This is a genomic window from Halotalea alkalilenta (assembly GCF_001648175.1).
Classification (GTDB): Bacteria; Pseudomonadota; Gammaproteobacteria; order Pseudomonadales; family Halomonadaceae; genus Halotalea; species Halotalea alkalilenta_A.
Genome location: NZ_CP015243.1, coordinates 836,167 through 850,241, shown reverse-complemented (window position 1 = coordinate 850,241; position 14,075 = coordinate 836,167). Strand labels below are relative to the sequence as shown.

Annotated in this window: 14 protein-coding genes; 4 read left to right on the top strand and 10 right to left on the bottom strand. The window is 65.5% G+C overall.

The window, feature by feature from the left end; translation table 11 throughout:
* The first annotated feature begins 310 nt into the window (after positions 1-310).
* From A5892_RS03780 to A5892_RS03765, 4 genes are all read left to right on the top strand, one after another.
* Positions 311-649: a P-II family nitrogen regulator gene (locus tag A5892_RS03780; RefSeq protein WP_027350077.1), complete on the top strand. Its 339-nt coding sequence runs from the start codon at positions 311-313 to the stop codon at positions 647-649.
* 109 nt (positions 650-758) lie between these two features.
* A complete protein-coding gene (locus A5892_RS03775) occupies positions 759-2,030 on the top strand; it encodes an ammonium transporter (RefSeq protein ID WP_064121664.1) in 1,272 nt (423 codons plus the stop codon).
* A 238-nt stretch (positions 2,031-2,268) separates the two neighbouring features.
* Positions 2,269-2,607, top strand: a complete 339-nt coding sequence (locus tag A5892_RS03770; protein WP_027350079.1) for a P-II family nitrogen regulator — start codon at positions 2,269-2,271, stop codon at positions 2,605-2,607.
* 194 nt (positions 2,608-2,801) lie between these two features.
* The gene (locus A5892_RS03765) at positions 2,802-3,416 is read left to right on the top strand and encodes a trimeric intracellular cation channel family protein (RefSeq protein WP_064121663.1); all 615 of its coding nucleotides are present in this window, start codon (positions 2,802-2,804) and stop codon (positions 3,414-3,416) included.
* A 53-nt stretch (positions 3,417-3,469) separates the two neighbouring features.
* Here the strand turns inward: A5892_RS03765 and A5892_RS03760 are convergent, their stop codons facing one another.
* The 10 genes from A5892_RS03760 to A5892_RS03715 form a co-directional block, all read right to left on the bottom strand.
* Positions 3,470-4,246, bottom strand: a complete 777-nt coding sequence (locus tag A5892_RS03760) for a ferredoxin--NADP reductase (protein WP_064121662.1) — start codon at positions 4,244-4,246, stop codon at positions 3,470-3,472.
* A 64-nt stretch (positions 4,247-4,310) separates the two neighbouring features.
* A complete protein-coding gene (locus A5892_RS03755) occupies positions 4,311-5,129 on the bottom strand; it encodes an ABC transporter ATP-binding protein (protein ID WP_064121661.1) in 819 nt (272 codons plus the stop codon).
* 33 nt (positions 5,130-5,162) lie between these two features.
* Positions 5,163-6,284, bottom strand: coding sequence for a FecCD family ABC transporter permease (locus tag A5892_RS03750; protein WP_223302782.1), 1,122 nt, complete (start codon positions 6,282-6,284; stop codon positions 5,163-5,165).
* Between the two features lie 43 nt (positions 6,285-6,327).
* Complete coding sequence (locus tag A5892_RS03745) at positions 6,328-7,314, bottom strand: FecCD family ABC transporter permease (RefSeq protein ID WP_223302781.1); 987 nt, start codon at positions 7,312-7,314, stop codon at positions 6,328-6,330.
* A 17-nt stretch (positions 7,315-7,331) separates the two neighbouring features.
* Complete coding sequence (locus A5892_RS03740; protein ID WP_064121659.1) at positions 7,332-8,306, bottom strand: ABC transporter substrate-binding protein; 975 nt, start codon at positions 8,304-8,306, stop codon at positions 7,332-7,334.
* 162 nt (positions 8,307-8,468) lie between these two features.
* The gene (locus A5892_RS03735) at positions 8,469-10,283 is read right to left on the bottom strand and encodes a methyl-accepting chemotaxis protein (protein WP_064121658.1); all 1,815 of its coding nucleotides are present in this window, start codon (positions 10,281-10,283) and stop codon (positions 8,469-8,471) included.
* A gap of 117 nt (positions 10,284-10,400) precedes the next feature.
* Positions 10,401-10,796, bottom strand: coding sequence for a Rid family detoxifying hydrolase (locus tag A5892_RS03730; protein WP_043447199.1), 396 nt, complete (start codon positions 10,794-10,796; stop codon positions 10,401-10,403).
* A gap of 51 nt (positions 10,797-10,847) precedes the next feature.
* Entirely contained in the window at positions 10,848-11,612 is a 765-nt protein-coding gene (locus A5892_RS03725; protein ID WP_027350085.1) for an amino acid ABC transporter ATP-binding protein, read from the bottom strand.
* A 25-nt stretch (positions 11,613-11,637) separates the two neighbouring features.
* The gene (locus A5892_RS03720; RefSeq protein WP_082890252.1) at positions 11,638-12,774 is read right to left on the bottom strand and encodes an amino acid ABC transporter permease; all 1,137 of its coding nucleotides are present in this window, start codon (positions 12,772-12,774) and stop codon (positions 11,638-11,640) included.
* 3 nt (positions 12,775-12,777) lie between these two features.
* Positions 12,778-13,968, bottom strand: a complete 1,191-nt coding sequence (locus A5892_RS03715; protein ID WP_064121657.1) for an amino acid ABC transporter permease — start codon at positions 13,966-13,968, stop codon at positions 12,778-12,780.
* Between the last annotated feature and the right edge of the window lie 107 nt (positions 13,969-14,075).

Here is a 14,075-nt window from a genome sequence, read left to right as displayed (position 1 = left end):
AGCAGGCTTGCATCCAAGGATACGCGACAGCGGCGTCGAACGCGCGATCCTATGCCCCACCAATCACCCCACCCACGGAAAGCGCGGCCGCGAATCGACCAAAGAACCAAACTGGTGCACATGCCCCAGGGCGATCAATAGATTGACCCAAAACGGTTCACTGACGACGTATCCGGCCAATCCCCAACCAATCCGACGCCCGTAGAAAAATCGTAACACCATGATAAAAAAGGCATATATCAACATATGGCATGATGTCTGCCCCGCCTCATTCAGTTACCTGGAGCGTCCAGCGAGGAGTACGCACCGAATGAAATTGATCACAGCCATCATCAAGCCATTCAAACTCGATGACGTGCGCGAAGCACTCGCGGACAATGGCGTGCAAGGCATCACCGTGACCGAGGTCAAGGGCTTCGGCCGCCAGAAGGGCCACACCGAGCTCTATCGCGGGGCTGAATACGTGGTCGACTTCCTACCCAAGGTGAAAGTCGAAGTCGCGGTCGACGATGCCCAAGCGGCAGCGGTTCTAGATGCGATTCGCGATGCGGCGAACAGTCATAAGATCGGCGACGGCAAGCTGTTCGTCACCGAGCTCGAGGATGTGATCAGGATTCGCACCGGGGAACGCGGCGCAGACGCGATTTGAGCCCGCGAGCCCTGGCACCCGTAGCACTCGGCCCGCCGTCGGCGGCCGCACACTCACCACCACAAAAATAAGATCGACCTGATTAAAAGACGACCAAAGGGAACCAAAAATGAATGAAGCAGCGGATTTGGCGAATCAGGTGACGGAGATCGCCTACGCCATCGATACTTTCTACTTCCTGATCTGCGGTGTGCTGGTGATGTGGATGGCCGGGGGCTTCGCGATGCTCGAGGCCGGTCTGGTTCGAGCGAAGAACACCACTGAGATCCTGACCAAGAACATCATCCTGTTCGCGGTCTCCTGCGTGATGTATCTGCTGTTCAGCTACCACCTGATGTACTCCAGCGCAGAGGGCGGGATCTTCCCGAGCTTCGGCTGGCTGATCGGTGCGGAGAACGACCTGAGCGACGTACTCGCCGGTGGCGAGGATGCACCCTACTACTCGGCCCGCGCGGACTTCTTCTTCCAGGTGGTGTTCGTCGCCACCGCGATGTCGATCATCTCCGGCGCGGTCGCCGAGCGCATGAAGCTGTGGTCGTTCGTGATCTTCGCAGTGTTCATGACCGGCATCATCTACCCGACCTCCGGCTACTGGACCTGGGGTGGCGGCTGGCTCGACGCGGTCGGCTACTCCGACTACGCCGGCTCCGGCATCGTCCATATGGCTGGTGCCAGCGCCGCCCTGGCAGGTGTACTGGTGCTCGGCGCGCGTAAAGGCAAGTACGGCAAGAACGGCGCGATCAACGCGATTCCCGGTGCCAACCTGCCGCTCGCCACGCTCGGTGCGATCATCCTGTGGATGGGTTGGTTCGGCTTCAACGGCGGCTCCGAACTCAAGCTCTCGGACGTCGCATCCGCCAACAACATGGCCCAGGTACTGGTCAACACCAATACCGCCGCGGCCGGTGGCGTCATCGCCGCACTGGTGCTCTCCCGGATCCTGTTCCGCAAGGCGGACCTGACCATGGCGCTGAACGGCGCGCTGGGTGGCCTGGTCTCGATCACTGCCGACCCGCTCTCCCCCGCGGCCTTCACCGCCACGGTGATCGGTGCGATCGGCGGCATCATCGTGGTGTTCTCCATCATCACGCTGGACAAGCTCAAGATCGACGATCCGGTCGGTGCGATCTCGGTCCACGGCGTTGCCGGCTTCTGGGGCGTGATGGTGGTTCCGTTCACCAATGCTGACGCAAGCTTCGGTGCCCAGCTGATCGGCGGTGTATCGATCTTCCTCTGGGTCTTCCTCGCCAGTCTGGTCGTCTGGCTGGCGATCAAAGCGATCATGGGTGTACGGGTCACCGAAGAGGAAGAGTTCGCCGGCGTGGACATCACCGAGTGCGGGATGGAAGCCTATCCGGAATTCGTCCAAAGCTCGAAGTAAGGCGCGACCGCGCCCTCTAGCGGGCATCCGACAGGATGCCCGCTCGATTTATCAGGCTCGAGCCCAGGGCGCTTGGTGAAGAATCGTCGGACCTATATGCTTGAGGGCACGACAAGACAATAGGCGCCATGGCGAACGTCGAACCGACACCCGCCCTGGAGCGCAACGCTCGCCGGCACAGCCCACTCGATGGCGCAGCGACCGACGTAATCACAAGGACAGCCGAGGAACACTGACGATGAAACTGGTATCAGCGATCATCAAACCCTTCAAGCTCGACGATGTGCGCGAGGCACTGTCGGAAATCGGTATCCAGGGGATCACCGTGACCGAGGTCAAGGGCTTCGGCCGTCAGAAGGGCCACACCGAGCTCTACCGCGGCGCCGAATACGTGGTCGATTTCCTGCCCAAGGTGAAGCTCGAGGCAGCCGTGGACGACCCGATGGTCGACCAAGTGATCGAGGCGATCACCTCGGTGGCCAACACCGGCAAGATCGGCGACGGCAAGATCTTCGTCTCGCCGCTCGAGCAAGTCATCCGCATCCGTACCGGAGAGACCGGCAAGGACGCGGTCTAACCGACTTCATCGGCGCTGGACGGCCCTCAACCAAGCGCATTGCAACGACGAGGCCCGGTCATCGACCGGGCCTCGTCACGTCTGTGCGATAAGATGGCCGAGCAGGGTATCGGCGTGGAAGGATCGCCGAGAATGCGGGATGCGAGCATGAGGGGTGAATCGCTCGTCCCGAGCCATTTGGAAGGAAGCCTGGAATGTTATTCGCGCTTTACCTGATCGCGATCAGCGCCGAGGCGATGAGTGCCGCGCTCGCCTCCAGACGCAGCCGCATCGACCTGTTCGGCGTCGCGGTCATCGGCTCGATCGCGGGCCTCGGCGGAGGCACCCTGCGCGACGTGCTGCTCGGCCAGTATCCGTTGACCTGGGTCGCTCGCCCCTGGCTGCTGCTGGTCACCGCGGGCTCCGCCCTGGTCGCCGCGCTGGTCGCCTCACGCCTGCAACGGCTGCGGACCACCTTCCTGCTGCTCGATGCGATGGGACTGGTCGTCTTCACCTTGATCGGTAACCGCATCGCCCTGGATCTCGGCCACTCGGGCTGGACAGCGGCGATCTTCGGCCTGATCACCGGCTGCGCCGGCGGGGTACTGCGCGATGTACTGTGCAACGAAGTGCCGCTGCTGCTGCGCCGCGAACTCTACGCCAGCATTTCCGTGATCGTCTCGGCGCTGTATCTGGCCTGCCTCGCGCTCGACCTGCCAGCGACCCTCGCCACCCTGCTGGCGCTGGTGGTGGGCCTGACGCTGAGGATGCTCACGGTACGCTTCAACTGGCATCTGCCCACGCTCGAAGCGCCCCGTGACGAGCGCTGAGCCACGCCTGGCGTTCCAGCGCCGGGCGATAGCGCGACCGCCCAAGGCGAGTGCTACTTCTCGACGAAGGCGCGCTCGATCACATAGTCGCCCGGCTCGCCCATGCGCGGAGATATCCTGAAGCCGAGTTCGTCGAGCACTTGGGAGGTCTCGTCGAGCATCGCCGGGCTGCCGCAGATCATCGCCCGGTCGAGCGCGGGATCGAGCGGCGCGAGGCCGATGTCCGCGGCGAGCTTGCCGCTGCGGATGTGCTCGGTGAGCCGGCCACGGGTATGGAAGTCCTCGCGGGTCACGGTCGGGTAGTAGATCAGCTTGTCGCGGATCTCCTCGCCCAAGTACTCGTGCTCGGGCAGCTCCCGGGTGATGAAGTCGTGGTAAGCGAGTTCGCTGACCCAGCGCACGCCGTGCACCAGAATGACCTTGTCGAAGCGCTCGAGCACCTCAGGGTCCTGGATCAGGCTCATGAACGGTGCAAGCCCGGTGCCGGTGGCAAGCAGGTAGAGATGGCGCCCCTCGCGCAGGTCGTCGAGCACCAGGGTGCCGGTAGGCTTGCGGCTAACCAGCAGTTCGTCACCGACTTCAAGATGCTGGAGCCGGGAGGTTAGCGGGCCATCCGGCACCTTGATCGAGAAGAACTCGAGATGATCCAGGTAGTTGGGGCTTGCGATCGAATAGGCTCTCACCAGCGGGCGGCCATCGACCTCGAGTCCGATCATCACGAACTGACCGTTCTTGAACCGCAGCCCGCGCTCGCGGGTGCAGGTGAAACTGAACAGCGTGTCGTTCCAGTGGTGGACGCTGAGCACGCGTTCGGTGGAAAACTTGCTCACTTAAGCTGCCTCTCTCGCGTCATCGCACGACGCAGGTTGCAAAACGAATCGCCTACCGCTGCGGTCAGCTCCGGCAGCGGCGAATCTCGGTCAAAATAGGGCTGTTCGACAGCGGGTCGATCACCAACCGGCAATCGATGCCGTAGAGCTCGCGCACGAGCTCAGGGGTGACCACCTCGCGGGGCTCACCCTCGGCGACGATACGCCCGTCCAGCATCGCCACCAGGTGATCGGCATAGCGACAGGCGCTGACCAAGTCGTGAACCACCATCACCACGGTCTTGCCGCTCTCCTCGGAGAGCGAGCGGATCAGCTCGAAGACCTCGATCTGGTGACCAAGATCGAGCGCCGAAGTCGGCTCGTCCAGCAGCAAGAGCGGCGTGGTCTGCGCAATCGCCATGGCGAGCCAGGCACGCTGGCGCTGCCCTCCCGACATCGACTCCAGCGGCCGGTCGGCCAGCTCGACCAGGTCGGCTGCGCGGATCGCTGCGTCGAGCACGCGCTGGTCCTCTTCGGACCACTGGCGCAACCAGCCCTGATGGGGTTGGCGGCCGAACTGGACCAATTCGAGCACGGTGAGCCCATCCGGGGCATTGGCCTCCTGGGGCAGCAGCGCGAGCCGGCGGGCGACGTCGCGCGGCGCCAGCGAGTAGATCGGCTCACCGTCGAGCAACACGACCCCGGCGCTGGGCGCGTGAAGCCGAGCGAGCCCTGCGAGCAGGGTGGACTTGCCGCAGCCGTTGGGACCGACGATCGCGGTCACCTTACCTTCCGGCAGGCGCAGGTCGAGCCGCTCGATGACCCGTCGATGACCGTAGTCCATCGCGATGCCACTCGCCTCGAGGGTCGCGCGCTCGGCGCGGTCATGTTCGAACTCACTCATCTTCCAGCTTCCATCGATTGCACGCCGCATCGCTCATAGCGCGCGCGGCGAGTCACCGCGCAGCAGGATCCAGATCAAATAGGGACCGCCGACGAGCGCGGTGACGATGCCGACCGGCACTTCGACCGGCGCGAGCAGGGTGCGCCCGAGCAGATCGGCCAGCGCCATCAGCATCGCCCCGGCGAGCGCTGCATTGAGCACCGGGACCGATCGATGGCTGGAGAGCCGGCGGGCGAGCTCCGGTCCGATCAAGGCGATCATGCCCACGGGGCCCGCCACCGCTACCGCGAGCGCTGCGCAAATCACCGCCAGGGCCAAAGCGAAAAGGCGCAGTCGGGCTACCCGGACTCCCCAGCCAAGCGCCACCGGCTCAGCGAAGCGCAGGCTCGAAAGCCCGCGCGTACTGGCCATCGCCAGCGGCAGGCAGACGGCGAGCCCGATCCACAGCATGATCTGGGCCCCCGCGCCGCTGCCATTGAGGCTGCCAACGGTCCAGGGAAAGGCGGCGTTGGCCGCATCGATACTGGTCCGGGCGAGCATCAGGTTGGTGAGCGCACCGAACACCGCGCCGATACCGACCCCGACGATGATGAAGCGATAGCCGCGCACGCCCACCCCACCGGCCAGGGCGAAGGTCAGGGCAGTCGCGGTGACCGCCCCCACCAGCGCCAGCATCGGCGGTGCGAAGCTCATCGGCAGAGCGACGATCGACGCCACCGCGAAGGCGGTCGCGCCGTTGTTGATCCCAATGATATCGGGCATCGCCAAGCGATTGCGAGTCAGGGTCTGCAACAGGCAGCCGGAAAGCGCGAAACCGGCGCCGCTCGCCAACGCCGCGCCCAGCCGGCCGAGGCGCAGCTCGCGAACCAGATAGATATCGAGCGGATCGCCACTGCCGAACAGCGCCGCGATCACCCGCTGTGGGGCGAGTGGCATCGAGCCGATCGAGAGAGAAGCGATGAACACCACCACCAGGCCGAGCAGCAGCCAGGCAAGGCCCAGCAGCGAGCGGCGCGGCAGCAGCAGGCTATGGCCACGCCAGCGCAGCAGCCAAGCGTCGCGAGGCGAGAGATCAGACCGCGACGTCCCGCCACGGCCGGGCCCAGGCCCTTGGCGCCGATTCGCCCCGGCACGCGCGCCGAGCCGCTGCATCATGCCTCTCTCCTCGGGGACGCAGACCGCCCCCAGCCTGAAATGCTCACAGTCTCGGCAGCCGATGGGCGCGAACCACGGCGACCAGTACAGGGGCGCCGATCACTGCGGTCACCACGCCGAGCGGCAGCTCCGAAGGGCGGACCAGCAGCCGGGCCACCACGTCAGCGGCCAGCAGCACCGCGGGGCCAAGCAGCACGCAAAGCGGTAGCGTGCGGCGAATGTCCGGCCCCACCAGCGCCCGCGCCAGCACGGGCACCACCAGGCCGAAGAAGGCGATCGGCCCGGCCAAAGCCACGGCCACGCCGCTGAGCAGCGCCACCGCCAGCAGCGTCAGCCAGCGCGTCAGTCGCGGACGGTGGCCGAGCCCGCTGGCGACGCGCTCGCCGAGTGCCAGCGCGGCGAGCGGACGGCTCAGGAAGGCAACCAGGAGAACACCGAGCAGCAGCGGCGCAGCGACCCCCAGCAGCTCCTGGTAACCGCGCCCCGCCAGCGCACCGATGGTCCAGAAACGAATCTCATCGGCGCTGCGCTGATCGAGCAGCAGCACCAATGAAACCAGCGCGGTGAGCACGCCCTTGAGCGCGGCGCCGGCGAGTATCAGCCGGATCGGGTCATCACCCACCCCGCGCAGCCGGGCGGCGGCGAGCACCAGCGCACAGCCGCACATCGCGCCGAGCACCGCGACCCATACCTGCAGGGTGGTCACACTGGCGCCGAGCAGGATGGCGATGACCACCGCGGTGGTCGATGCGGCGCTGACCCCGAGCAGGTCCGGCTCGGCGAGCGGATTGCGGGTGACTGTCTGCAGCAGGTTGCCAGCCACGCCGAGCGCGGCACCGACGACGATACCGACACAGCTGCGCGGCAGGCGAAGCTCGGTAACGACGAAGCCAGCGTTGCCATCGTCGTCACCGAGCACCCAACGCAACACCTGCAGCGGGGTGACGTCACCCGCGCCCAGCGCAAGACTGGCGCACAGGGCAACCCCCAGCGCCAGCAGAGAAAACCCCAGACCTCGCGTGAATCTCACGCTGCCTGTCGCGGAACTCATTGCGCCGCGATATCGGCCGCTGGTTCACCGAGCATTTTCTCTTCGATCTGGTCGAGAATCCGCTCAGCGGCGAGCGGCCCGGCGGCGCTGGTCCACAGCTGGCCATCGACCGTCAGCACGTGGCCGTTCCTGACCGCCTCGAGCCGTTGGAACGCGGGCTGGCGCTGCGCCGCGGCCAAGGCGTCACGCCCCTCGGCGTTGAGGGTCGCGAGCAGCAGCCAGTCGCCGTCTGCGCGGCCGAGGTTCTCGAGACTGAGCATGTCGGTGTGTGGTCGGGAGCTCAGCGTCTGGGCGATCTCCGGCGCGACGAAGCCCAAGCGCCGAAGCACGTCGCCGGCGAAGACCTTGTCCGACATCACGATCGGCCCCTGCGGGTTCCAGCGCATCAGCGTCACCCTCACATCCCCCTCAGGGCTGAGTTGCTGGCGCAGCCGTTCGATGCGCTGGTCGAGCTGCTCGAACACCGCCTCGATCTGGTCGTGTCGGCCGAGCGCGTCAGCGAACAGCTCGCTCTCCTTGCGCCAGTAGTCGTCGCCGAAGGGGCGCTCGGCGTCGTGCTTGGGCACGACGGTCGGCGCGATGCGACTGAGCCGCTGATAGTCGGCCTCGGCGAGGAAGGGGCTGGCGAGGATCAGGTCCGGTCGCTGGCGCAGCACCTCTTCGAGATTGATCTCCCGCGGGCCGCCGACGATCGCCACCCCTTGGGCACGGTCGGCGATGTAGTCGGCCACATCGGTGCCACCTCGGGTGGCCACCGCGCCAAGCGGCTCGACCCCGACCGCGAGCGTGGCATCGAGCGCCGCTTCATAGAGCGTCACCACCCGCTGCGGGTGGGCCGGCACCTGTATCTCGCCGTGGGCGGTGTCGAGCGTACGCAATTGCCCATCGGCGGCCAGCACCTGCCCGGTGAAGAGCAGCGTGATCGGGACGAGGATGGCCGCGGCGAAGCGCCCGAGGGGACGAGCGAGCATGGAAGCTCCTTTGCACTGACTGACTCGCCCCGCCGACGCCGGCGCCGAATGGCGGCACGGGCGTGGCGAGGCGGAGGAGGAAAAGTGACTGACGATGAGCCCAGCACTTAAGCGCAAATGAGATAAAATGTCAATTGGAGCAGAGGACTCACCTACCTGCGCTCAACTCGAGCCAAGCACCGCCCTCACTCCCGCGCCGCCGGCATCGAGCCGGAAACCACCGACCAGTTCGGCCAGCCGGGTCGCCTCGTCGCGCAGCTGCGCCGCCGCGTGGCTCGATGACTCGACCTGGCGTGCGTTTTCCTGCGTCGCACCATCGAGCTGGGTGACCGCCTGATTGACCTCATGGACGCCGTTGCTCTGTTCTCGCAGTGCAATGCTGATCTCGCGGACCACGCCGTTGACCTCCACGACCTGGGCGACGATGGCATCGATCGCCTCGCGCGCGTGGGTGACCCGCTCCGCGCCACTCGCGGCACGCTCGCCCGAGGTGGTGATCAAGGCGCGGATATCCTTGGCCGCCTCGAGGCTGCGTGCGGCGAGCCGCCGGACTTCCTCGGCGACCACCGAGAACCCACGGCCCTGCTCACCCGCTCTCGCCGCCTCCACCGAGGCATTGAGCGCCAGCAGGTTGGTCTGGAAGGCGATACCGTCGATCACTTCGACGATGCCGGAAATCTGTGCCGCCGCCCGGCCGATGTCGTCCATCGTCTCGACCACGCGGGCGACCTCCTCGGTGCCGCGTTTCGCGGCTTCCCCAGCGCCGTCGGCGAGCCTGCGTGCGCGCACGGCGGAATCCGCCGACTGCTCGAGCGTCGAGGAGAGCTGCTCCATTGCCGCTGCGGATTGCTCGAGGCTGGCTGCCGACTGTTCGCTGCGACGCGACAGCTCCTCGCCAGCGCTCGACATCTCCACCGCCGCTCCAGCGACGCGGGAGCTGCTGCCCCGGACCTCGATCATCAAGCCATGGATACGGTCGATGAAGGCGTTGAATGCACGTGCGATTCGCGCTACCTCGTCATGCCCGCCAGCGGGCAGCCTGCGGGTCAGGTCGCTGTCGCCGGAGGCGAGCTCCTCGAGTTCGCTGCGCACTTCGTCCAAGCGCCGGAAGATCGGCTTGAGCACCGCCCAGAGCAAAAGCCCACCGAGCGACGCGGCGAGCACAGCCACCACGAGCATGCCGGTGAGCACGCTGCGCGCTCCGCTGGCGGCGTCGTTCAGATCCAGCACTAGGTAGAGCCGCCAGTCGGTACCCGGTACCGATTCGGCATGCAGCAGCCGCTGCCGGCCCTCGATCAGAGCCTCTCCCTGGCGGCTGGAAGGGTCGAAGCCGGGCGCCAGCTCGGCGAAGGGTGTCAGCGCAAGCGACGAATCGCGCCCGGCGATGATCCGCCCCTGGCCATCGACCAGCAGCGCGAAACTGTGTTCGGTAGGGTGGATCGAGCCCACCTCGGCGACGATCGTATCCAACGCGATATCGCCGCCGACCACGCCGAGCAGCGTGCCGCCATCCCGCGCCGCGCGGGCGAAGGTGAGGATCAACTGGTCGGTGCTGGCATCCTGGTAGGGCGGCGTGACTACCGTGACGTCGCTGTCGAGCGCCTGCTGGTACCAGGGGCGCGGGCGCGGGTCATAGTCCGGCGGAAGATCGAGCGCCACGGACGTTTCCATCTGGCCGTTGGCGCGCCCAAGGTAGGTGGCGGAGAATCCGCCGATCGCCTGCAAGCGGGAGAGGACGCCGTGGAGGTTCTCTTCCAGGCTGACCGCATCGATGGCTCCGATGGTGTTCGAACGATGCTCGATCCACTCCGAGAACGCCAGGGCATAGGCTCGGGACAGCGTTTCGAGGTTGCGCTCTATGTCGCTGCGGCTCTCGCGGTTGAGCTGGACATAGGTGAAGGCACTGGAGATGGTCAGCGTCGAAAGCAGGATGAGCAGCGCGCAAATCAGGATACGCAGCCGAAGCGAGAGTCTCATGCGGGGTCCTCGATACGTTGTCGGAAAAACGTATCGCTATCGGCATACCGGGCGGAAACTTGATGCTCGCTGAGCGCAGCGCCCGGTGCCGTGGAGGCCCGGGCGCTGCGCATCGGCTCAGTCGGTGGTGGGGGGAATCCAAGCGATCAGGTCGACCTCGACATCGGCGCCGCCGGCGAGCCCGGTGACGCCGATGCAGGTACGTGTCGGCAGCGGCGTCTCGAAATAGCTGGCGTAGACGGCGTTGACCTCGTCGAAATGGCCCATGTTGGTGATGAACACCCGCGCCTGGATCACGTGCTCGAACGCGCTGCCGGCGGCGTCGAGCACCAGGGCGAGGTTCTGCATCACCCGATGGGTCTGCTCGGCGAAGGTGCCGAGCAGCATTTCGTTGGTCTCCGGCACGGTGGGCATCTGCCCGGTGACGAACAGCAGCTCACCGACCCGGCACGCATGGGAGAACGGCGCGATCGGCTGAGGCGCCGTGCCCACCATGAACTTCTCTATCGACATGACGACGCTCCCTTGCCTCGTTGTCCGGACTCATTCACCAAACTTGTGGCCTCAGTGCCCGAGGATCTGGCTCAGGAACTCGCGCGTACGCGCCGAGCGCGGGTTGCCGAAGAACTCGGTCGGCGGGTTCTGCTCGATGATCTGCCCCTGGTCCATGAAGATCACCCGGTCGGCGACGGTCTTGGCGAAGCCCATCTCGTGGGTCACGCACAGCATGGTCATGCCTTCGCTGGCCAACTGGACCATGACGTCGAGCACCTCCTTGATCATCTCGGGGTCGAGCGCCGAGGTCGGCTCGTCGAACAGCATGATCTCCGGATGCATGCACAGCGAGCGGGCGATCGCCACGCGCTGCTGCTGACCACCGGAGAGCTGCCCCGGGTACTTCTGCGCCTGGTTGGCGATGCGCACCCGTTCGAGGTACTCCATGGCGATCTTCTCGGCTTCCCGGCGCGGCTTCTTCTGCACCCATACCTGCGCGAGGCAGCAGTTCTCCAGCACCGTCAGGTGGGGGAACAGGTTGAAGTGCTGGAACACCATTCCCACCCGGCGGCGAATCTGCTCGATACGCTTGACGTCACGGGTCATCGGAATGCCGCCGACGACGATCTCGCCCTGCTGGTGCTCCTCGAGGTGGTTGATACAGCGGATCATGGTCGACTTGCCCGACCCCGAAGGGCCGCAGATCACGATCCTTTCGCCTTTGGCCACGGTCAGGTCGATGTCGCGCAGAACGTGGAAATCCCCGTACCACTTGTTGAGCCGGGTGATTTCGATCATCGGCTGCTCGGCTGCGCTGGCGGTGTTGCTGGTCATGGATGAATCCCTCGAATAAGTCTAATCAGCGGTGGCCGGTATGCAGGCGTCGCTCGAGATACTGGCTGTAGCGCGACATGCTGAAGCAGAAGGCCCAGAAGAGGATCGCGGCGAAGACGTAGCCCTCGGTGGCGTAACCGAGCCACGCGGTATCGGTGAGGCCTGCGCGAATCACACCGAGCAGGTCGAAGAGACCGATGATCAGTACCAGCGTCGTGTCCTTGAACAGCGAGATGCAGGTGCTGACGATGCCGGAGATGACCAGCTTCAGCGCCTGGGGCAGCACCACGAGGCCGGTCCGCTGCCAGTAGCCGAGACCAAGCGCCGCCGCGGCTTCGTCCTGGCCCTTGGGGATGGCCTGCAGACCGCTGCGCACCACTTCGGCCATGTAGGCGCTCCAGAAGAAGGAGATCCCGATCAGCGCGCGTACCAGGCGATCCACCTCGAGCTGGGCGGGCACGAACAGCGGAAACATCACCGATGCCATGAACAGCACGGTGATCAACGGAACCCCGCGCCAGAACTCGATGAAGACCACGCAGACCGCCTTGACGAACGGCATCGACGAGCGCCGGCCAAGGGCGAGCAGGATCCCCAGCGGGATCGAGCAGACGATGCCGACGGTCGCGATCACCAGCGTCAGCATCAGGCCCCCCCACTGGCGAGTCGGCACGTATGGCAGCCCGAACGAGCCGCCGAGCAGCAGGAAGTAGGCGACCACCGGGAAGGCGAACAGGGTCAGCAGGCCGGCGATTTTCTTGTAGGGCAGCCTCGGTATCACCAGCCAGACCAGCAGCACGGTGAACATCGCCAGCGTCACATCGACCCGCCACCGCTCCGGTGACGGATAGAAGCCATAGATGATCTGGCCGAGGCGGGTGGTGACGAACACCCAGCACGCGCCGTCGCCGGTGCAGTCCTGGCGTGAGGAGCCGACCCAGGTAGCGTCGATCAGGCCCCACTGCACCATCGGCGTGACGATACGCACGATCAGGTAGAGCAGCACCAGCGAGATCAGGCTGTTGATCGGGCCGGAGAAGAGGTTCTTGCGCAGCCAGACCAGCAAGCCACCCACTTTCTCCGGCGGCTGCCTAGCAGCGATATAGCCTTGGTTGTCAGCGGACGCGGGAAGGGGCGCAGCGCTTGCGTTTTGCTCGCTCATCGATCAGCGCTCCTTGAGGGCCATACGGGAGTTGAACAGGTTCATCAGCAGCGAGGTGATCAGGCTGAGCGCCAGGTAGACACCCATGGTGATCGCCATGATCTCCACCGCCTGCCCGGTCTGGTTCATCGTGGTGTTGCCGAACACCGCGAACAGATCCGGATAGCCGATCGCGATCGCAAGCGACGAGTTCTTGGTCAGGCTCAGGTACTGGCTCGACAGCTGCGGGATCATCAACCGCATCGCCTGCGGCATGATCACCTTGCGCATGGTGATGCCCTTGGGCAGGCCGAGCGAGCTGGCCGCCTCGGTCTGTCCATGCGATACCGACTGGATGCCGGAGCGGACGATCTCGGCGATGAACGATGCGGTGTAGATGGTCAGCGCGACCCACAAGCCGATCAGCTCGGGGATCATGTGCAGGCCGCCGCGGTAGTTGAAGCCGACGAGCTCGGGCACCGACCAGGACAAGGGACTGCCGCTGATCAGGAAGATCACCAGCGGAATCACCACGATCACACCGAGGTTGATCCAACCAATCGGCAGCCGCTGGCCGGTCTCGGCCTGGCGCTTCTTGTTCATCCTCGCCAGGCCCCATGCCAGCACCACCGCCGCCAACAGCCCGTAGACGGTGGCCGAGAAGCCTTCGCCGGGTATCGGTGCGGGGATGATCATGCCGCGCTGGTTGAGGAAGAACAGGTCGAACAGCGAGAGGCTCTGGCGCAGCTGCGGCAGCGCGCCGAGAGCGGCGAAGTACCAGAACAGGATCTGGAGCAGTAGCGGGATGTTGCGGAATATCTCGATGTAGACGGTCGCTACCCGGGCGAGCAGCCAGTTGGGGGAAAGGCGGGCGATACCGACGACCAACCCGACCACCGTGGAGGCGATGATCCCCAGGATCGACACCAGCAGCGTGTTGTAAAGACCGGCGAGGAAAGCGTCCCCGTAGCTTGAGTTGCTCGAGTAGTCGTTGAGCGTCTGGGCGATCGAGAAGCCGGCACGGTAGTCGAGGAAGGCGAAGCCGGTATTGATTCCCCTGGCCTGCAAGTTGGCCATGGTGTTGTGGATCATCAGCATGATGATCCCTACCAGCGCGATCAGCAGCACCGTCTGGATCACCAGCGAGCGCACCTGCGGATCACGCCAGAGCGGGCCGCGCGCGCGCTTGGGGATGGAAGTGGAAGGTCGCAGCATGGTCTCGGATATCTCTCCGCTGGAGCCTGTCAGCACGCCCTCTGCCAGACGCTAGGTGAACGTAGGTTCTGCGTCGGGGCGAAGGGTGCCCGGCAAGGCCTGGGCCG

Excerpts from the sequence above, each read along its gene's own strand:
- A5892_RS03740 (WP_064121659.1), bottom strand. The coding sequence starts at position 8,306 with ATGCTCGCTCGTCCCCTCGGGCGCTTCGCCGCGGCCATCCTCGTCCCG.
- A5892_RS03725 (WP_027350085.1), bottom strand. The coding sequence starts at position 11,612 with ATGACCAGCAACACCGCCAGCGCAGCCGAGCAGCCGATGATCGAAATC.
- A5892_RS03755 (WP_064121661.1), bottom strand. The coding sequence starts at position 5,129 with ATGAGTGAGTTCGAACATGACCGCGCCGAGCGCGCGACCCTCGAGGCG.
- A5892_RS03730 (WP_043447199.1), bottom strand. The coding sequence starts at position 10,796 with ATGTCGATAGAGAAGTTCATGGTGGGCACGGCGCCTCAGCCGATCGCG.
- A5892_RS03780 (WP_027350077.1), top strand. The coding sequence starts at position 311 with ATGAAATTGATCACAGCCATCATCAAGCCATTCAAACTCGATGACGTG.
- A5892_RS03715 (WP_064121657.1), bottom strand. The coding sequence starts at position 13,968 with ATGCTGCGACCTTCCACTTCCATCCCCAAGCGCGCGCGCGGCCCGCTC.
- A5892_RS03765 (WP_064121663.1), top strand. The coding sequence starts at position 2,802 with ATGTTATTCGCGCTTTACCTGATCGCGATCAGCGCCGAGGCGATGAGT.
- A5892_RS03720 (WP_082890252.1), bottom strand. The coding sequence starts at position 12,774 with ATGAGCGAGCAAAACGCAAGCGCTGCGCCCCTTCCCGCGTCCGCTGAC.
- A5892_RS03735 (WP_064121658.1), bottom strand. The coding sequence starts at position 10,283 with ATGAGACTCTCGCTTCGGCTGCGTATCCTGATTTGCGCGCTGCTCATC.
- A5892_RS03775 (WP_064121664.1), top strand. The coding sequence starts at position 759 with ATGAATGAAGCAGCGGATTTGGCGAATCAGGTGACGGAGATCGCCTAC.
- A5892_RS03750 (WP_223302782.1), bottom strand. The coding sequence starts at position 6,284 with ATGATGCAGCGGCTCGGCGCGCGTGCCGGGGCGAATCGGCGCCAAGGG.
- A5892_RS03770 (WP_027350079.1), top strand. The coding sequence starts at position 2,269 with ATGAAACTGGTATCAGCGATCATCAAACCCTTCAAGCTCGACGATGTG.